Source organism: Actinokineospora sp. UV203 (assembly GCF_056323665.1).
Genome location: NZ_CM150484.1, coordinates 270,979 through 289,734 on the forward strand (window position 1 = coordinate 270,979; position 18,756 = coordinate 289,734).

The 18,756-nt window shown below is 72.3% G+C and carries 15 protein-coding genes; 10 read left to right on the forward strand and 5 right to left on the reverse strand.

Features of this window, described 5'->3' with window-relative positions; translation table 11 throughout:
• Positions 1-80: 80 nt before the first annotated feature.
• Together ACUZ2Y_RS01335 and ACUZ2Y_RS01340 are read right to left on the reverse strand one after the other, a co-directional pair.
• On the reverse strand, positions 81-314 hold the full coding sequence (locus ACUZ2Y_RS01335; RefSeq protein ID WP_476326085.1) for a hypothetical protein: 234 nt from the start codon (positions 312-314) through the stop codon (positions 81-83).
• Positions 277-3,297 carry a type 2 lanthipeptide synthetase LanM family protein gene (locus tag ACUZ2Y_RS01340; RefSeq protein ID WP_476326087.1) on the reverse strand — a complete coding sequence of 1,007 codons (3,021 nt, stop codon included), beginning with the start codon at positions 3,295-3,297 and terminating at the stop codon, positions 277-279. The genes ACUZ2Y_RS01335 and ACUZ2Y_RS01340 overlap by 38 nt, the downstream gene beginning before the upstream one ends.
• A gap of 231 nt (positions 3,298-3,528) precedes the next feature.
• Here ACUZ2Y_RS01340 and ACUZ2Y_RS01345 point away from each other — a divergent pair, with 231 nt between their 5' ends.
• Together ACUZ2Y_RS01345 and ACUZ2Y_RS01350 are read left to right on the forward strand one after the other, a co-directional pair.
• The gene (locus ACUZ2Y_RS01345; RefSeq protein ID WP_476326089.1) at positions 3,529-4,152 is read left to right on the forward strand and encodes a response regulator transcription factor; all 624 of its coding nucleotides are present in this window, start codon (positions 3,529-3,531) and stop codon (positions 4,150-4,152) included.
• A complete protein-coding gene (locus ACUZ2Y_RS01350; protein WP_476326091.1) occupies positions 4,149-4,733 on the forward strand; it encodes a response regulator transcription factor in 585 nt (194 codons plus the stop codon). The genes ACUZ2Y_RS01345 and ACUZ2Y_RS01350 overlap by 4 nt, the downstream gene beginning before the upstream one ends.
• 55 nt (positions 4,734-4,788) lie before the next feature.
• Here ACUZ2Y_RS01350 and sbnB read toward each other — a convergent pair whose 3' ends face one another.
• The 3 genes from sbnB to ACUZ2Y_RS01365 are packed head-to-tail and all read right to left on the reverse strand — an operon-like array spanning position 4,789 to position 7,023.
• On the reverse strand, positions 4,789-5,805 hold the full coding sequence (gene sbnB / locus ACUZ2Y_RS01355) for a 2,3-diaminopropionate biosynthesis protein SbnB (protein ID WP_476326093.1): 1,017 nt from the start codon (positions 5,803-5,805) through the stop codon (positions 4,789-4,791).
• Complete coding sequence (gene sbnA, locus ACUZ2Y_RS01360; RefSeq protein ID WP_476326095.1) at positions 5,799-6,803, reverse strand: 2,3-diaminopropionate biosynthesis protein SbnA; 1,005 nt, start codon at positions 6,801-6,803, stop codon at positions 5,799-5,801. The genes sbnB and sbnA overlap by 7 nt, the downstream gene beginning before the upstream one ends.
• Before the next feature lie 4 nt (positions 6,804-6,807).
• Positions 6,808-7,023: an MbtH family protein gene (locus ACUZ2Y_RS01365; protein WP_476326097.1), complete on the reverse strand. Its 216-nt coding sequence runs from the start codon at positions 7,021-7,023 to the stop codon at positions 6,808-6,810.
• A gap of 183 nt (positions 7,024-7,206) precedes the next feature.
• Here ACUZ2Y_RS01365 and ACUZ2Y_RS01370 point away from each other — a divergent pair, with 183 nt between their 5' ends.
• Genes ACUZ2Y_RS01370 through ACUZ2Y_RS01405 form a run of 8 tightly spaced genes read left to right on the forward strand, consistent with a single transcriptional unit; the run spans position 7,207 to position 18,756 of the window.
• Entirely contained in the window at positions 7,207-10,428 is a 3,222-nt protein-coding gene (locus tag ACUZ2Y_RS01370; RefSeq protein ID WP_476326099.1) for an amino acid adenylation domain-containing protein, read from the forward strand.
• Complete coding sequence (ectB, locus tag ACUZ2Y_RS01375; protein WP_476326101.1) at positions 10,425-11,714, forward strand: diaminobutyrate--2-oxoglutarate transaminase; 1,290 nt, start codon at positions 10,425-10,427, stop codon at positions 11,712-11,714. Before ACUZ2Y_RS01370 ends, ectB begins: the two co-directional genes overlap by 4 nt.
• Positions 11,715-11,724: 10 nt before the next feature.
• Positions 11,725-12,642 carry an ornithine carbamoyltransferase gene (locus ACUZ2Y_RS01380; protein WP_476326103.1) on the forward strand — a complete coding sequence of 306 codons (918 nt, stop codon included), beginning with the start codon at positions 11,725-11,727 and terminating at the stop codon, positions 12,640-12,642.
• Positions 12,627-13,871 (forward strand): MFS transporter, encoded by a 1,245-nt coding sequence (locus ACUZ2Y_RS01385; protein ID WP_476326105.1) that lies wholly within the window; start codon positions 12,627-12,629, stop codon positions 13,869-13,871. The genes ACUZ2Y_RS01380 and ACUZ2Y_RS01385 overlap by 16 nt, the downstream gene beginning before the upstream one ends.
• Positions 13,864-16,167: a lantibiotic dehydratase gene (locus ACUZ2Y_RS01390; protein WP_476326107.1), complete on the forward strand. Its 2,304-nt coding sequence runs from the start codon at positions 13,864-13,866 to the stop codon at positions 16,165-16,167. The genes ACUZ2Y_RS01385 and ACUZ2Y_RS01390 overlap by 8 nt, the downstream gene beginning before the upstream one ends.
• On the forward strand, positions 16,167-17,591 hold the full coding sequence (locus ACUZ2Y_RS01395) for an amino acid adenylation domain-containing protein (protein WP_476326109.1): 1,425 nt from the start codon (positions 16,167-16,169) through the stop codon (positions 17,589-17,591). Before ACUZ2Y_RS01390 ends, ACUZ2Y_RS01395 begins: the two co-directional genes overlap by 1 nt.
• A complete protein-coding gene (locus ACUZ2Y_RS01400) occupies positions 17,588-18,523 on the forward strand; it encodes a threonine ammonia-lyase (RefSeq protein WP_476326110.1) in 936 nt (311 codons plus the stop codon). The genes ACUZ2Y_RS01395 and ACUZ2Y_RS01400 overlap by 4 nt, the downstream gene beginning before the upstream one ends.
• A complete protein-coding gene (locus ACUZ2Y_RS01405) occupies positions 18,520-18,756 on the forward strand; it encodes a phosphopantetheine-binding protein (protein WP_476326112.1) in 237 nt (78 codons plus the stop codon). The genes ACUZ2Y_RS01400 and ACUZ2Y_RS01405 overlap by 4 nt, the downstream gene beginning before the upstream one ends.

Here is an 18,756-nt window from a genome sequence, read left to right on the forward strand (position 1 = left end):
GATGCTACTCACCACCGGATGTGACCGACCAGCGCGCGTGCGGCACCGCGCTGATCGGTCACATCGACTTCAGGAGAAGGTCACTTCGTGAGCGGTGGGCAGCAGGTCGTGCCCATCACCCAGGCCCCGCCGTCGGCGAGCTGCGCGGGGTCACCCGCGGCGACCCCGGCCGCCAGCATGGCGATCGGCAGTGCGATGCCGGACAGGGCGGCGGCACGGACCCCGAATTTCACCGACGGGAACAGGCGCAGCTTGCCGACGGGCGCGTCGACCTGGTCATCCTGGCTGCTGAGCGCGGTCTGGTCGTGCGACACGGTTTCTCCTTCTTGTGGTGATTCGTCCGGATTCAGTGGGTTGCAGAAGCAGGATCGAGGGAATGTTGTGCGGCGCGGCGAGCCGCAGCAGGCCGTAGCCGATCCCCGCGAGTCCGGTGAGCAGGCCGGGCGTGCCGACCTCATTAGGGGTGCCCGATAGGGGTCCGTGCCGGTGCAGCACGTCGAGCACGAGTCCGCTGCGCTTGCGCAGGACCCGGGTGGCGGGGGAGTCGGGGTCCTGGGCGAGCGTGGACAGGGATTCGAGGACACCGAGTTCGCCGTGGCACAGCGACAGGTCGCGGCGCAGCGGCCGGTCGGCGGCGAGCAGGTCGGCGCTCGAAGCGTCAGGCAGGCAGGCGTACGCGGGCAGCAAGCCCGCTGCCCCCTCGCACCAGCCGGACCCGTCTGGAACGGTCCGCGCGGCCAACTCGGCCAGTCGCGCCCCGGCCGGGTGCTCGCGCAGGGCCCACGCGATGCCCGCCAGGCCGCGGGCGAACGTCGCGGGCAGTGTGTGGGCCTCGGCTTCGGCCCGGGTGGCGAGGTGGTCGGCCATGTCTTCGTCGTCGTCGGGTAGCCCGAGTGCGGCGCCGGTGGCCGCCCGCGCGGCCACCCAGCCCGCGAGTCCGTCCGTCCAGCCCAGGTCGGCGCCCGCGACGGTGTCGAGGCCCAGGGTGAACACCCGGGCCGCCGCGTCGGTCAGCCGCTGGTCGTCGAGCAGCGCGCCCAGCCTGCCCAAGCCGTAGCCGATGCCGCCGAGACCGTTGAGTCCGCCGCAGCCGATGGCCGCGGCGACGTCCGGTCGACCGACCAGCGCGTCGACCAGCGCGGGCGCCTCGCACACCGCGCGGCGGGCCTGCTCGGCGTAGCGGGCGATGCCGCTGGTCGCGGCGAGTTGGGCGAGGAAGACGGCGACGCCGAGGTAGCCGTGCCCGAGGCCGATCCCCATCGGCAGCACCAGCCACTGCCGCTCGTCGACGGACTCCAGACCCAGCCAGTTGGTCCGCCGGTGGCCGGGGATGCCGCGCGCGACGATCTGGTCGGCGACCGCGCACGCGGCCGCCAGCAGCCCGTCCGGGTGTGGTGCCGCGCCGGTCGGGGGCGCCGACAGGGCTTCGGCGCGCGGGTGCGCGGGCGCGGCGCGGCGGGTGGCCAGGGTCGCGGAGATGATCCACTCCTGGTCGTTGCGGTCCACGGTGTCGAAGCGGGACACCGTGTCCAGCGCGCTCCGCAGGCCGCTGCGCGCGACGCCGACGGCGAGCGCACGGCCTGGCGCGGCGCGCAGGGCGGTCCCACCGGCGGTGCCGGTGAACAGCGGGATGTCGCCTGCCCACAGCTGCGCGATCTCGGCGGCGGGGAACTGGCCGAACAGCGGGTCGCCCGCGCGCCCGGCGCCCAGGATCGCGAGCGCCTCGTCCCGGTCGAGCGCGTCGCCGAGCACGTCGGGGTGCGTCGTCTCGTCCAGTAGCGTGGAGTACACCCAGGTGGGTCGCGTGACGACCCGGATCGGCACCTCCGCGCAGGACTCGGCGAGCTCCGCGAACTCGGCGTGGCCCGCCCTGATGGCGGTGTAGGCCTGCCGGAACCCCGCGACCATCGCGGCTTCGTGCTCGCCCGGGTCGACCGGGTGGCCGTCGAGGATCGGGCGGTTTCCCGTGCCCTGGTGCGACACCGGGAGTCGGGTCAGGCGCATCCGGTCGGTGCCGGGGTCGAGCCAGTCCACCGCGGTCCCTGCTGCCGCGTGCGTTCCGCCGCCGAGTCCCGACACGTCGGCGATCCCGGCTTCGCCGACCACGATCAGCGGCAGGAGCGCGGTGCGGTGCACCGAGGCGGCGAGCGCGTCGGCCGCCGGGTCGCCGGTGCCCGCGCCCAGGTCGGGGTGGAACAGCGTCTCGGTGTCGACCAGCACGGGGTGCTCGCCGTGCGCGATCACGTTCTCCAAGTGCACATCGGTCGCGCGGATCGCGTGCAGCAGCGCGAGCAGCGCGCCCAGCCTGCGGTAGAACCGTTCCACCGCGGCCCGATCGGCGGCGGGCTGGTCCGCGATGTGTTCGCACCACCCGTATCCGGTGCGGGCGACGGTGCGCACCGCCATGGGTGCCAGGCCTGGCGCGGCGGACTCGAGCCAGCTGAGGAAGTCGCCGAAGCGCACCTGGGAGGTCAGGTCGCGGGGCTTGTAGACGACCCGGCGCCCGTCGGCGAAGGCCAGGGTCGCCACGGTCCGGCCGCCGCGGTGCGGGTCGCCTTGCCCGAGCGCCAGTCCCACCACGGCGCCCGGGTCGGCGCCGTCGAGCAGGGCCGCCACGACGTCGGCCCGGTCGCGCTCGAAGCGGGCGACGACCTCGGCCGCCGAGTCCGCCACGGCGCTGCTCGCCTGCGCCAGAACCCTTGCCAGGACAGGGAAGCGGGTGAGCAGGGCGGCCAGGCCCGGCCGGGTGGCGACCAATCGGACGAAGCCCTGGAACCGGGTTCGGCTGCTGTCCCCGCTCAACTCGCCCGCGCCGCGCATCCGGTGCAGCTCGGCCACGAGGGCGCGGGCCGCGAGGTCGACCAGCTTGTCGGTCAGCACCCTGGCCGCGCCGTCGGCGACCGGGGCGATGTCGATCAGGTTGGCGGAAAGCGCTTGGCCCGCCTCGATGATCCGGTTCCGGGCGTCGTCGACGAACGGCCGGACAACCAGCCCGAACGCCTCGCGCCAGGTGCCGTCGAGCTCGGTGTCCGCCGGGCTCGGCCGCTCGGCCAGCATGGCCCGCTCGGCGATCCGCGCCCACTCGGGCGCGGTGACCCGCGCGGCGAGCCGGTCGGCGGGCTCGGCCCGCAGGGCCGCCAGCCGCGCGGGGGTGAGACCGAGATCGGCGACCCGCGAGGCGAACGGCTCGGCAAGCTCCGACGTGGCGTCCGCGGCATCCGGGGCACCGCGCTCGTGCAGCGCCAGACCCGGCGCCCACCAGGAGGCGGGCGGCGGTGTCGGCGTCGTCGATGTCACGGTGCACACCGTGCCAGTCCGACGCCGTCAGGTCATGCGTGGTGACCACCCACATTTCGGCCGACCCGGATCCAGGGGTCGGCCTGCCGGGATGCGGCGGCCCGATAGCCCAGTCCCCGCGCTGGTCGGGCGCGTGCGGCAAATGTGGGGGTGTGGACCCGATGTGGTGCGCCCCGCCCGCGTCGAAGCTTCTCCCGAGATGTCCTACAGGTCGTCCGAGGGGAGAACACCATGGGTGAACCGGTGCGTGTCGATGTGGTCGCGGTGGATCCGATGCTGGAGGCGGGTGCGGTCGCCGCGCTGCACTCCTGCCCGGACGTGGAGGTCATGACCACCGGTGATCCGGCCCAGGTCACGGTCGTGATCGTCGACGCCGTCGACTCCGAGGCATTGGACCTGGTGCGGGCCACCAGGGTCGCCGCGCACCGGCCGGAGGTGGTGCTGGTCGCCACCGACGTGGCGCCCGCCGAGGTGCTGCACGTCATCGCCGCGGGCGCCCGCGGCCTGCTGCGCCGCCGGGAGGCGGGCCCGAACCGATTAGCCCGCACGGTGCTCGCGGCCGCGGCCGGGGACTGCACGGTGCCGCCCGACATGCTTGACCGGCTCCTCAGCTCCGATCTCGGCTCAGGGCTCCCGGCCATCCCACACGCCCGGTCCGGTGGCTCCGGCCTCAGCGAGCGTGAGCGGGCCGTCCTCGCCCTGGTCGCGGAGGGCCGCGAGACCGGCGAGATCGCCAAGGAGCTGTCCTACTCGACCCGGACGGTGGCGGTCGTCGTGCACGACATCACCCGCCGGTTCCGGCTGCGCAACCGCGCCCACGCCGTCGCCTACGCCATCCGGGCGGGGCTGCTGTGACCGCGCCGCTGCTGGTCCACGTCAACGGCCCCGACTCCGCCGTGCGCGAGGGTGTGCTGTCGGCCCTGCGCGACGCCGGCGTGTCCGTCAGCCCGGCCGCCTCACCCGACGCCGTCGTCGTCTCCGCGGCGGGCACGGTGGACGAGGCGCTCGCCGGGTGGGCCTCGCGTGAGTGCCCGGTGGTCGTCGTCGCCGACAGTGTCTCCGCCGACGACGCCCGGCGCGCGGTGCGTTCGGGTGTGAAGACAATGGTGCGGTCGAACGCGGGCACCAACCAGCTCGTCGCCGCGCTGCACTCCGCGCGCGACGGCGACGGCAGGCTGCCGCACGAGGTGCTGGTCCGGCTGCTCGGCGGCAACCCGGAGCCACCGGTCCGGCCCCGGATCCCCACCCAGCTCACACCCCGCCAGACCGCGGTGCTGACCCTGATGGCCGAGGGCCACGGCAACGCCGCGATCGCCAAGGCGCTGGCGTGTTCCGAGCACACCGTGAAGAACGTGATCTACGATCTGATGGCCCGGCTGCACGTGCGCAACCGGGCACACGCCGTCGCGCTCGCGGTGCGCACCGGCCTTATCTGACACCGAACGAAGAAGAGGGCCGACTCAGCCGAGTCGGCCCTCTTCCCGTGCCCGCCTAATGGTTCGCGGTGACCGGCTCCGGCTGGGGGAGGAAGCCGGGCAGGTCGAAGCCGAGGCCCTTCGCCCGGGCCTCGCGCAGCACGAGGTCGGCCACGGCGAGGTCGAGCACGCCCAGCCCGAACGGGGAGAACAGCGTGACCTTCTCCGGGTCGCGCGCGTGTTCGGTGCCGCTGAGCAGCAGTTCGCCCAGCGACGAGGAGATGAAGTCGCGGTTCCCGACATGCTGCTCGGCCAGGTGCAGCGAGGTGGCGGCCCGGCAGATGTGGTCGGTGTCGTCGACGATGTTCACCGCCGACAGCACGCCGTCGATGGTGATGTCGCGCAGCGAGACGTGCAGCACCAGGGTTCCGGGCGCGAACGAGCCCAGCTCCAGGTGCGGTGTCGACGCCGTCGTCGCGAGGCTCACCAGGCGGTGCGCCCCGACGGCGTCGGTGATCCGGTCCACGACCCGCACGTCGAGGTCGGCGTCGCAGCGCAGGGCGAACTCGGCCGCGCGCCGCGGGTCCAGGTCGAACACCGTCACCTCGCGCAGCGACGGGCAGACCGCCCGGAGGAACCGGAGCACCTCGAAATTGATCAGGCCACAGCCGACGACCGCCACCCCGGTGTCCTCAGTGGACGGACGTAGGGTGGCCGCGGCCAGCGCCGCGCTCGCCGCGGTCCGCCGGGCCGAGATCGTCGAGCCCTCGATGAACGCCACCGGCTGACCGGTGGCCATCGAGTTCAACACGATCGTCGCCGACGCCCGCTGCAGCCCGGCGGCCACGTTGCCGGGGAACGACGCGACCCACTTCATCCCGGCGACCCCGCCGCCGCCGTCGTCGCCGCCGAGGTAGGCGGGCAGCCCGATGATGCGGTTGCGGGCGTCGTCCGGGAACCGGAGGAACACCGAGTGCGGCAGGGCCGAGCGGCCCTGCTCGTGGTTGCGGTACGCCGAGCCCACCGCGTCCAGCACGGCGCGCTCGTTGCCGTCGAGCACCTGCCGGACCGCCTCATTACCGACGATCAACAACGGGCCACCTCCATGGCGTCGTCCTTCCAAAGGTCGGCGACGTCGCCGAAATGGGTCTCCACCCAGGCGTCGTCGTAGATCGTGTCGAGATAGCGGGCCCCGCTGTCGGGCAGGATCATCGCGACGGTCGACCCGGCCGGGATGTCCAGCCGGGCCACCGCCGTGACCACCGCCCCCGACGATCCGCCCGCGAGGATCGCCTCGCGGTTGACCAGCCGCCTGCAGCCAACCAGCGCGTCGAGGTCGTTGACGTGCACGACCTCGTCGGCGAGGTCCATGCGCAGCAGGGCGGGCGCCACCGCGGCGCCGTGTCCGGGGATGAGCCTGCGGCCGACCGGTTCGTGGAAGATCGCGCTGCTTTCCGCGTCCACCGCCACGATCCGCACCGGCAGGTCGTGTTCGCGCACGTATTCCGCGCAGCCGCGCAGGGTCCCGCACGAGCTGACCGTGCACACCAGGTAGTCCGGTGGCCTGCCGAGCGACTCGACGATCTCCCCCATGGTGGTGCGGTGCGCCCACGCGTTGAGCGGGTTCGCGTACTGGTTGGGGCAGTAGGCGTCGGGCAGGGTCGCCGTCAGCTCCCGCACCCGGCGGATCCGGGTCGGCAGATACTCCCCGGTCGCCGGGTCCCGCTCGGTGACGGTGTGCACCTCCGCGCCGTAGGCCCGCATGATCGCGATGTTCTGCGGGTTGGTGCGGGGGTCGACGACGCAGATGAACCGCACGTCGAAATAGCGGCACGCCTGGGCCAGCCCGATCCCGAGATTGCCGGAACTGGATTCGACCACTGTTGACCGGCCCGGGATCACCGTGCCGGTGTGAATCGCTTCGGACAGCATCACGTAGGCCGATCGGTCCTTGATGCTGCCGCCGGGGTTGGCCGCCTCCAGCTTCGCGTGCAGGGTGAAGGGGCTGCCCGGAAGCAGCCGCGTCAGTTCCACCAGCGGAGTCGAGCCGACCGCGGAGAGCACCCCGGCCTCGGCGCCATAGCCACCCATGACGTCAGTTCTGCGCCGACTGCGCCATCTGGCGACGCAGGCTCAGCGGGCGCATGTCCGTCCACACGACGGCGATGTGGTCCAGGCAGTGCTGCCGGGTTCCCTGGGTGCCTTCGGCGTGCCAGCCGAGCGGCAGTTCGCGATCGGCCCGCCAGATCGAGTACTGCTCCTCATCGTTGAGCACCACCAGGTAGGTGCTGTCATCGGTGTCGTCGGCCATCGCTGATCCTCCGCGCTGTCAAGGGTCCTCTGGCCACCGAGCGTGCCCGCGCAAGCCCTTGGGCCGTAGAGACAAACGCGCAGCGGCACCGGCGGAGCGGGGCTGCGGTTCCTTCTCTGTCGGGAGGTGTCCTGGACCGAGCACGCTTTCGGTCACCACTGGTGACCGGCGGGAGCGTGGATTGTGGACTGGCACAACGGTTCGGAGCGGGGGATCGGCACCGCGAGGGCGGCGTCGTTCGCCCAGCAGCGGCTGTGGTTCCTCGACCAGTTGCGGCCCGGCTCGTCGGACTACCAGCTGCCGATGGCGCTGCGCATCCGCGGCCGTCTCGACGTCGACGCGCTGACCGGCGCGTTCGCCGCGATCGTCGACCGGCACGAGGTGCTGCGCACCCGCTACCGGGCGATGGACGGGGTGCCGGTCGAGGAGGTCGACGACCACGTCGACATCGTCATCGACCGCGTGGACTTGGCGGGGGAGCGGGACATCCCGGCGCTGTTCGACCGCGAGCTGGCCAAGCCGTTCGACCTCGCGGCCGACCCGCCGTTGCGGCTGACCCTGGGCCGGATCGCCGCCGACGACCACCTGCTGCTGTTCGTGGTGCACCACATCGCCTTCGACGGCTGGTCGTGGGGCATCCTCGGCCGCGAGCTCGCCGCGGGCTACCACGCGCGAACCACCGGTGTGCCCGCGGATCTCGCGCCCCTTTCACTGCAGTACGGCGACTACGCCGACCGGCAGCGTGAGCTGCTGGAGGGCCCCCGGCTGGCCCGCGCGCTCGACTACTGGCGCGGCAGGCTGGCCGGTCTCAAACCCCTGCGACTGCCCGCCGACCGGCCTCGCCCGGCGGAGTGGGACGGCGCGAGCGACGTCCTGCGGTTCGACCTGCCCGCGGCGCTCGTCGCCGACATCGACCGGCTCGCCCGCGGCCACGGCTCGACCCGGTTCATGGTGCTGCTCGCCGCGTTCAAGGCGCAGCTGGCCCGCTACACCGGGCAGACCGACATCGCCGTCGGCACCCCGGTCGCGGGCCGGGGCCGGGTCGATATCGAAGGCCTCATCGGCCTGTTCGTCAACACCGTCGTCCTGCGCACCGACACCGCGGGCGCCGCCACCTTCGGTGACCTGGTGCACCGGGTGCGCGACACCGCGCTCACCGCGTTCACCCACGCCGAGCTGCCGTTCGAGCGCGTGGTGGGCGAACTCGCGCCGGAGCGGGACATGTCGCGCAACCCGCTGTTCCAGGTGACGTTCTCGTTGCTGCCCGCGGGAACCGAGGAGATCGCGCTGCCCGGCCTCGACGTCGAGCTGGTGCCCGCGCCGCTGGGCGCCTCCGCGTTCGACATCGTGCTCGACCTGCGTGTCCGGCCCGACGGCGGCATCGGCGCCCGGCTGCAGTACGCCACCGCCCTGTTCGACGAGGACACGGTCCGCGGCCTGGCAGGCGGGTACGTCCGGTTGCTCGAGACCGTGCTCGCCGAGCCGGAAGCGGCCGTGTCGGACCTGGCCAGGTGCGTGGAACCGTTGCCCGGCAAGGAGCGCCGCAGGCTGCTGGCCCTGGGCAACGACACCGCACGGGAACTGCCCGACGCGACGCTGCCCGAGCTGCTCACCCGCCAGGCACTGTCCACACCGGACTCGATCGCCGTGCGCTCGGGCTCTGTCGAGCTGACCTACGCCGAACTCGACGCCGCCACCAACCGCCTCGCCCACCACCTGCGCGCCCTCGGCGTCGGCCCCGGCACGCTCGTCGGGGTCCACCTGGAGCGCGGCGCCGACCTGCTCGTCGCATTCCTGGCGGTGCTCAAGACCGGCGGCGCCTACCTGCCGCTCGATCCGATGTTCCCGGCCCAGCGCCTGGAGTTCATGCGCGCCGACGCCGGCGCCGAGGTGGTCATCACGCAGGAATCGTCCGCAGGCGCGTTCACCGGCGTGACCACGGTGCTGGTCGACCGCGACCGCGCCGCCATCGCGGGCAGCCCGGACACCGCGCTCGGCCACAAGAGCGGTCCGACCGACCTGGCCTACATCATCTACACGTCCGGCTCCACCGGAACGCCCAAGGGTGTGATGATCCACCACCGGGGACTCACGAACTTCGTGGTGTCCATGGCCGACCGTCCGGGCCTGGCACGCGGTGCCGCCGTGGTCGGGCTGACCACCATGTCGTTCGACCCGTCGGTGCTGGAGCTCTACCTGCCGTTACTGGTCGGCGGGCACGTCGTGATCGCCGATACCGAGCAGGCCCGCGACCCCGAACGCATGGTCCGGCTCATCGCCGACACGCGGCCCGCGCTGGTGCAGGCCACCCCGACGACCTTGCGCATGCTCGTCGAGACCGGCTGGACGCCCGCGCCCGGCCTGACGGTCCTCAGCGGCGGCGAGAAGCTGCCCGCCGAACTCGCCCGCGCCCTGAGCGCCGACGGCGCCCGGGTGTGGGACCTGTATGGGCCCACGGAGATCACGGTCTGGGCCACCACCGCCCGGCTCGACGCCGAAGGCGTCGTCCTCGACTGGACGCCCGCGGCGAACACGGTGATCCACCTTCTCGACGGTGACGTGGAACCGGTGGGGGAGGGGGAAGTCGGCGAGATCTACATCGGCGGCGCAGGCCTGGCCCACGGCTACCACGGCAGACCCGCCCTCACCGCCGCCGCGTTCGTGCCCGACCCACACGGGTCGGTCCCCGGCGCCCGCCTCTACCGAACCGGCGACCTCGCGCGCCGCACTTCGGTCGGCGCGGTGGAGATCCTTGGCCGTGCCGACCACCAGGTGAAGATCCGCGGGCACCGCATGGAGCCCGGCGAAATCGAGGCCGCCCTGCTGGCGCACGACCGAATCCGCTCCGCCGTCGTGCACCCCACACCGACTCCGACCGGCGAGTACCAGCTCACCGCCTACCTCAGCACCGACGGCGAGGCGCCCGGCCCCGACGAACTGCGGGAGTTCGTGACCCGGACCCTCCCGGACTACATGGCCCCGGCCGCCTACGTCGTGCTCGACGCGTTCCCGTTGACCGCCTCCGGGAAGGTCGACCGCAAAGCGCTCCCCGTCCCCGCCGCCCGCGCGGCCGAGGACACTGTCGCGCCCCGGACGGCTGACGAACTGGCCGTGGCGCGGGTGTGGGGCGACGTGCTCGGCGTCGGCGCCGTCGGCGCCCACGACAACTTCTTCGACCTGGGCGGGCACTCCCTGCTCGCCACCCGGGTCTCGGTACGCCTGCGGTCCGCGCTCGGGATCGACGTGCCGGTGCGCGCCCTGTTCGACCACGGCACCGTCGCGGCGCTCGCCGCGGCGCTGCCCGGCTACCCGCGGATGTCCGACCTGCCCGCGATGCCCGCCCTGGCGCCACGACGGCGGGCCGCACAGCCCGCCGCGACGATCAGCAGAGAGGACACCCGATGACGATCGCGCCGCACCGGATGGAACCCGTCCGGGCCAGCACGACCGCTGTGTTCGAGGACTTGGAGTCCGAGGTCCGCAGCTACTGCCGCAAGTTCCCGGTCGTGTTCGACCGGGCGAAGGGCGCCGAGCTGTACTCCGAGGACGGCCGCCGCTACATCGACTTCTTCTGCGGCGCGGGAACCCTGAACTACGGCCACAACAACGACTTCATCAAGCGGCGGCTCGTCGACTACCTCGCCGCCGACGGCGTCGTGCACGGCCTCGACATGTACACCGTGGCCAAGCGCGAGTTCCTGACCGCGTTCAACGAGACCGTGCTGCGCCCGCGCGGCCTGGACTACAAGGTGCAGTTCTGCGGTCCGACCGGGACCGACGCGGTGGAGGCGGCGCTCAAACTGGCCCGCAAGGTCACCGGCCGCACCGGTCTGATCGCGTTCACCGGCGCGTACCACGGCATGTCGCGCGGCTCGCTCGGCGTCACCGGCAGCCGCCGGGCCCGGCGCGCGGGCGGGGTCAGCGGCCAGGACGTGACGTTCGTGCCGTACGAGGACGGTCCACAGGGGACGTTCGACTCGATCGGCTTCATCGAGCGGCTGCTGTCGGACCCGTCGTCCGGAGTGGACATCCCGGCCGCGGTGATCGTCGAGCCGATGCAGATGGAAGGCGGGATGTACCCGGCTTCAGCGCAGTGGTTGCGGGCCCTGCGCGCGGTGACCGAGCGGCACGGCGTGCTGCTGATCCTCGACGAGATCCAGGCGGGCTGCGGCCGCACCGGCAAGTTCTTCTGCTTCGAGCACGCCGAGATCGTCCCGGACATCGTCACCGTCTCCAAGTCCATCGGCGGCTACGGGCTTCCGCTGTCGATGACCCTGTTCCGCCGTGAACTCGACGTGTGGGAGCCCGCCGAGCACACCGGCACCTTCCGCGGCAACCAGCTCGCGTTCGTCGCCGCCACCGCGGCGTGCGACCTGTGGGAGCAGACCAAGTTCCGCACCGACCTCGCTGTCGCGGCGCGGCGCCTCGAACGGTTCGGCGCGGAGATCGCCGCGGCCGAACCCGCCGCCGAGGTGCGCGGCCGCGGCATGGCGCTGGGCATCGACCTCGGCGGCGCGGGCGGACCCGAACGCGCGCAGCGGGTGCAGCGCTACGCCTTCGAGCACGGCGTGATCGTCGAGCTGTGCGGACGCCACGACGAGGTCATCAAACTCCTGCCGCCGCTGATCATCGACATCACCCGGCTCGAAGTCGGGCTCGATGTCCTGCGCGCCGCGCTGCGCGCAGGCTGAGGGGTACACGATGCGCCGACACCTGATCTCCATCGACGACCTCGGCGACGACGACCTGCGCTGGATCGTCGCCCGGGGCGTCGAGTTCGCCGCCGGGACCGCTGAGGCCGACCGGCCGCTGCGCGACGCCGTCGTCGGCGTGCTGTTCCGCAAGACCTCGACGCGCACCCGCACCGCGTTCTCCGCGGGCGCGCTCCGGCTGGGCGCCAACCTGATCACCTACGGTCCGGGCGACCTGCAGGAGAACACGGGGGAGTCCGCCGAGGACACGGCCGCCGTGCTCTCCCGGATGCTCGACGTGCTGGTCGCGCGCACGGCGGGACCTGAGGCCGAGCTACGGGCGTTCGCCGCGCAGAGCCGGATGGCGGTGATCAACGCGATGAGCGCGGTCGAGCACCCGACCCAGGCACTCGCCGACCTGACCACCATGGTCCGCCACTTCGGCGACGTCGAGGGGCTGCGCGTGCTCTATGTCGGCGAGGGCAACAACACCGCCACGGCCCTGACCCTCGCGCTGTCGCGCTATCGGGGCGCCGAACTGCACCTGCGCACGCCGGTGGGCTACGGCGTCGAGGAGAGCTTCCTGCACCGGGCCGCGGTGAGCGCGAAGACCAGCGGCGCGGTCGTCACCCACGGCCATGACATGGCGGACCTGCCCGCTGTCGACATCGTCTACACGACCCGGTGGCAGACAACCGGGTCGGTCAAGCCCACGCCGGACTGGCGGGACGTCTTCGAACCGTTCCAAGTCGACGAGCGGCTCATGGAGTCATGCCCTGGGGCGGCGTTCATGCACGACCTACCCGCCCACCGCGGCGAAGAGGTCACCGCCGAGGTGCTCGACGGGCCGTCGAGCATCGCCTTCGACCAGGCCGAGAACAAGTACCACAGCGCGCGGGCGGTGCTGCAGTGGTGCGCGGCGCCGTGACCGCCGACGGCAACCGGGCGGGCCTGCTCGCGGTGTTCACCGCGGGAGGGATTTCGGCGTTCGGCACGCAGATGACGATGCTCGCGCTGCCGTGGCTCGTCCTGGAGACCACCGGCTCGGCCTTGCGGGCCGGGCTGGTGTTCGCCGTGCAGGTGCTGCCGATCGCCCTGCTCGGGTTCATCGGCGGCGAGGTCATGCAGCGCTTCGGCGCCCACCGCACGATGCTCGTCGGCGACGCCCTGCGCGCGCCCACCATCGCCGCGGTGCCGATCCTGCACTCGATGGGCCTGCTCAGCCTGGGGACGTTGCTCGTCATCGTCGCGATCATCGGCGTGCTCGGCGTGCCGTACTACGCCGCGCAGCGGGTGCTGGCGGTCGAGCTGATCGGCACCGACACCCGGGCCCTGACCAAGGCCAACGGCGTGATGGAGGGCAGCGTCAACATCGCCGCGCTCGCCGGCCCGGCCACCGCGGGCGCGCTGATCCCGTTCCTCGGCGCCGCGCAGGTGCTCTGGATCGACGCGGCCACCTTCGCGCTGTCCTGGGCACTACTGCTCGCCGTGCCCCGAGCCGCCCGATCGGTGCGGGCGAAGGCGGGTGGACCGCCGGGGATCATGGCCGGGGTGCGCAAGCTGCGCGCTGACCCGTTCCTCGGCCAGTCGGTGATCTCCACCGTGGTCTACGGATTCCTGCTGCGGGTGCTGGCGCTGGCGCTGCCGCTGCTGGCCTACGAGCGGTTCGACGGCGACGCGAGGGCGGCGGGGCTGCTGGTCGGCGGCTACGGCGCGGGCGCGCTGATCGGCTCGCTGGTCACCTTCGCGGTGGCGAACCGGGTCACCCCGGAACGGCTCATGGGCGTCTCGGTTGTGCTGCTGGCGCTGCCGCTGTGGCTGCTGGTGCTGCCGGCGCCCATCTACGTCCTGGTCTTCGGCGCGGCGCTCTCGGCGGCCGCGGTGCCGCTGTCGAACGCGCCGTTCTTCGGGATCCTGACCGCCCGCGTGTCCGCCGAGTACCGGCCCAAGGTGCTGCAGTCGGTGATCACCATCAGCAACATCGCCGGTCCGCTCGGCTTCCTGACCGCGGGTGTGCTGATGGAGCACACCGGGATCCAGGCGACCCTGCTCATGGTGGCCGCTCTGGCCACGCTCGCCACGGTCAACCTGCTGCACGCGATGCGGCTGCTGCGTGTCCCCACCGAGTCCCCACGGGAGGTTTTGAGCGATGCCTGAGCACGTGAGTCTGCCCGTCGGCGACTGGCGGCTGTGGAACCAGTTCGCGTTGCGCGGCCCAGGTTTCCCCGCTTCGGGTGTGCTGCGGCTGGCGCCCGCAGGCCTGGCCGAGGATGCCGACAAGTTCGACCCCGGCACGGCCCTGTCCGGTGCGGACTGGGCGGCGTTCGAGGAGTCGTTCGGCGAGGCGGCCGTGCGCACCGCGTCGATCCTGCAGGAGATCGCGGGCTCGGCACGGTTCCAGGCGGCCGTGGCGTGGCAGAACCGCGCGGTGCTGACCTCGGGCATCGCGCCGTTCCTGGCCTGGGAGCCCTCGGTCGCCGGGCGGACGAGCATGCCGCGCCAGCGGGAGGAGCTCGTCGCCCACTACTGGCAGCGGTTCTGCGTCAAGAACGACACCATCGGCTTCTTCGGCCCGGTCGGCTGGGGCAGCTGGGACCTGTCGCGCCGCGGTGTGGTGGTCGAGCCCGGCGAGGGTGTGACCGCCGAGTCCACTGTGTACTTCGCGAGCTGGGGGATCGACGCCCTGGCCAAAGCCATCGGCGCCGACCCGGCGATGCGCGAGTGGATCGCGCCGCGCCGGGTCTCGTTCGTGCGGGTGGTCGACGGGCGCGTCCCGCTGCCGGGCCGACCGCCGCAGGACGTTCCGCCGCTGATGGCGGCCCTGCTGCCGCTGTGCGACGGCGTCCGGCTGCCCGCCGCGCTCGCCGCCGCGGTGGGCGCGCAGCTGCCCGAGGTGATGGACGCGCTGGAGACGATGACCGCGCGCCGCTGGATCACCTGGCGCATCGAGATTCCCGCCGACACCTATCCGGAGCGACACTTGCGGGCCGCGCTTGAGCGGATCGGCGATCCGGCACCGCGCGACCGCGCGTTGGCGATGCTCGACCTCATCGAACAGGGGCGGGACCAGGTGGCGGCGGCCGGTGTCGACGCCGCGAGGCTCTCGACCGCGTTCGCCGCGCTGGAAGCCGACTTCGTCGCCATCACCGACACCACCGCGCAGCGCGAGAAAGGCGGCAAGACCGCGCCGTGCCGGGCGCTGGTGTACTCCGACACCCGCCGGTCGGCCACCGCCCGCATCGGCTCGGCGGTCCTCGACGAGCTGACCCCGCTGGCCCTGTGCCTCACCGCCGCCCGGTGGATGACCAACCGGTTCGCCGAAGTCGTCGGCGGTCGGATTCGAGAAGCCTATGAGCGCGTCCGCGACCGGCAGGGCGAGGTGGACCTCGGCTCGCTGTGGTTCGAGTGCCTGCCCGCGCCGCACGCCGAGTCCGTCGCCGACAGCGACCGGGTCCAGGCGGAGCTGCGGCGCCGGTGGGCGCGGATCATTGACGCCCCGCCAGGCGCCCGCCGGGTCCGGCTGCGCGGCGCGGACATCGCCGAGCGGGTGCTCGCCGAGTTCGACGAGCCCGGCGCGGGCTGGCACCAGTCGCGCTACATCAGCCCGGACGTGCTGATCGTCGCCGACGACGCCGACGCGGTGGAGCGCGGCGAGTTCGACCTGGTCCTGGGCGAGCTGCACGTCGCGATGAACACGATCGGCGCGTCGCTGTTCGTCTCCCAGCACCCGGCCCGCGAGGAGCTGATGGCCGAGACGGACACCGACTTCCCGGGCGCGCGGGTGATGCCGATGCTGCCCAAGGAGCAGCCGCCGAGGTGGTCGGCGCGCAGCAGGCCCGCGCTGATCCGGCCGGAGGACTACTTCGTCGGGATGGTCGACTACACCGCCGACCCGCACCGGCCCCGCACGGTCATGAGCGCCGACGTCCAGGTGTGCGAGCGCGGTGACCAGTTGGTGGCGGTGCTGCCCGACGGCGCCGAGTTCCCGCTGCTCGACGTGTTCGGCAACGCGATGACGAACCGGGTGATGGACCGGTTCACCCTGCGTCAGGACGGCGACCACTCGCCGCGGGTGACCATCGACAACATGGTCGTCTCCCGCGAGAGCTGGCGGTTCATCGCGGCGGACCTGGACTTCGCGGGCGACAAGAGCGAGGCCCGCCGGTTCGTCCGGACCCGGCAGTGGCGGGCCGGGCACGAGCTGCCCCGGTTCGTGTTCGTCGTGTCGGCCACGGAGCCGCGACCGTTCTTCGTGGACTTCGACAGCCCGGTGTACGTGAGCATCTTCCTCAAGGCGGTCCGCCGACTGGCCCGCAAGGACGCCGAGGCACGGTTCACCGTCAGCGAGATGCTGCCCGATCCGGAGCAGGCGTGGCTGACCGATGACGAGGGGCACAAGTACACCTCGGAGCTGCGGTTCGTGGCTGTGGACCAGTCGAGGGCCCGGCAGTGATGTTCCTCGACGATATCGCCGCGCACGACCCATCGCGGGTCGCGATCACCACCCCGGACTTCTCGTGGACCTATGGCGAGTTGGTCGGCCGGATCGACGCTCTGGCAAGGGTTCTCGTCGGTGCGGGAGTCGGGCCGGAGCAGGTGTGCGCGGTCGCGACCCGCTCGGTGGCCGACGCGGCCGTGGCGATGGCGGCGGTGCTGCGGGCGGGCGGGGCGTTCCTGACGCTCGATGTGGACCAGCCTCGGCCCCGGCTCGACGTGATGGCCCGGTCGGGTCAGGCGCGGTTCTTGATCACCGACGTCGAGTCGCCGGTGACGGTTCCGGGTCCGACCATCGGACTGTCCAACCCGGACGTTCGTGTTGCGCTGCCGGTGGTCGGCGAGCGGATGTTGGCTTATGTCAGCCACACGTCCGGGTCGACGGGTGAGCCGAACGCGGTGCTGATCGAGCACCGGGGGCTGCATTCGTACCTGCGGTTCGTCGCGCGGGACTACGCCCTTGGTGCTCATACGGTGGCGGTGCAACTGGCGCCGCTGGGCTATGACGCGTCGGTTCGGGACATCTTCGCCCCGCTCGTGGCCGGGGGGCGGCTGGTGGTCGCGGCGCGCTCGACGCTGCTGCGGCCCGCCGAGTTCGCGGACCTGGTGCGCGCGCACGGGGTGAACACGATTTTGAGCACCACGCCGTCGTTCCTCGCCGCCCAGGCCGCGCTGGACCTTGACCTGGTGGTGTGCAGTGGGGAGTCGCTGCGGCCGTTCCTGGCGGCCGGTGGGCGGGGTCGGATCTCGGGCAGGCTGGTGAACCAGTACGGGCCGACGGAGTGCACGATGACTTCCACCCGGTTCGTTGTGCCCGTCGAGCCGGAGACCTCTGTCGACCTTGTCGGCACTGCGATCGATGGGGTCACCGCGCATCTTCTCGACCGGTCCGGTGAGGTCGGTGAGGTATACATCGGCGGGGTCGGCGTGGCGCGCGGCTATGCCGGGCAGCCCGCGTTGACGGCCGATCGTTTTCTTCCCGATCCCCTTGGCCTGCCCGGTTCGCGCATGTACCGCACTGGTGATCTTGCTCGCGCTCGTGCGGACGGGGTTCTCGAGTTCCTTGGGCGTGGTGATCGGCAGCTCAAGATTCGGGGGCATCGGGTTGATCCGGCCGAGATCGAGGGGGCTCTGCTGGCACATTCTCTTGTGGCTGGGGCAGTTGTCACGACGGAGTATGACGGTCAGGGGCGAGTGTTTCTGATCGGGCATGTCGCGGGGGATCTGTCGGATGTCACGGATGCCGCGCTTCGCGCGCACTTGGCTACTTCGCTGCCGCCGCACATGATGCCTCGGCGGTTTCAGCGGGTGGATCGGTTGCCCACCACTCGTTCGGGCAAGGTGGATCGGCGCGCTCTGTCCGCTGTGGACGGTGGCAGGTGACGACATCCGAGACCCAACTGGGCCTGGCCGATGTCCTGGCCGCCGCCGACCGCATTCGCGCTCACGTGCGACAGACCCCCTTGCTCACCGACCGCTCCCTCCCACATCTCCTGCTCAAGGCCGAGCACCTGCAATCCGCCGGCTCTTTCAAAGCCCGTGGTGCCGCCAACGCCATGCTCGCCAACCACGCCGTCGAGGTCGTCGCGGGATCATCCGGCAACCACGGGATCGCCGTGGCGGCTCTGGGTCGGCGGCTCGGGGTCAGTGTCACCGTGATGATGGCGGCGGGGGCCAGTGCGGCGAAGGCCTCCGTCATCCGCGACCTGGGCGCGCGCGTGGTGTCCGTCCCCGGTGGTGTGGCCGAACGTGAGCTGGCCGCTCGGGCCTACGCGGAGCAGACCGGGGCCACCTTCGTGCCGTCCTCCGACCACGAGCTGGTGATCGCCGGGCAAGGCACGGTCGGGCTGGAGGTCTTCGAGGCCGCGCCCCAGATCGATGTCGTGTTCGTGCCGGCGGGGGGTGGTGGGTTGCTCGCCGGGGTTTGCCTGGCGGCTTCCGTGCTCGCCCATCCGGTGCGGATCGTCGGCGTCGAACCGGTGGCGGGCAGGCGTTACGCCCGATCCCTGGCCGCCGGGCGACCGGTCGAGCTGCCGCCGCCCGACACCATCGCCGACGGGCTGCGTGGCCAGCGGCCCGGGGAGATCATCTTTCCGATCGTCCGCCGCCGGGTGGACACCCTCATCGGCGTCACCGATGCCGCGATCAGGGACGCGATGGCCGCGTTGCGTGGCTGCGGGATCGACGCTGAGCCCAGTGGCGCGGTCGCCCTCGCGGGGGCGCTGACCGCCGGGTTCGCCGGCACCGCCGCCGTGATCGTCTCCGGCGGGAACACCGCCGCACACCTCACCCACACCGAGAAGGAGTTGGCATGACCACGAATATCGCCGACGTGTCCGAGCTGATCGCCGCGATCTACCGGGAGACGCTCAACGACCAAGCCCTTGATGCCGACAGCGACTTCTTCGAGGCGGGCGGCGACTCGCTGACCGCGTTCCAGATCACCGCCCGGCTGCAGGACGCGCTCGGTGTCGACGTGCCGGTCGCGCTGGTCTTCGCCTACCCGTCGCCCGCGGATCTGGCCGGCGTCGTCGACACGGCGGCCTAG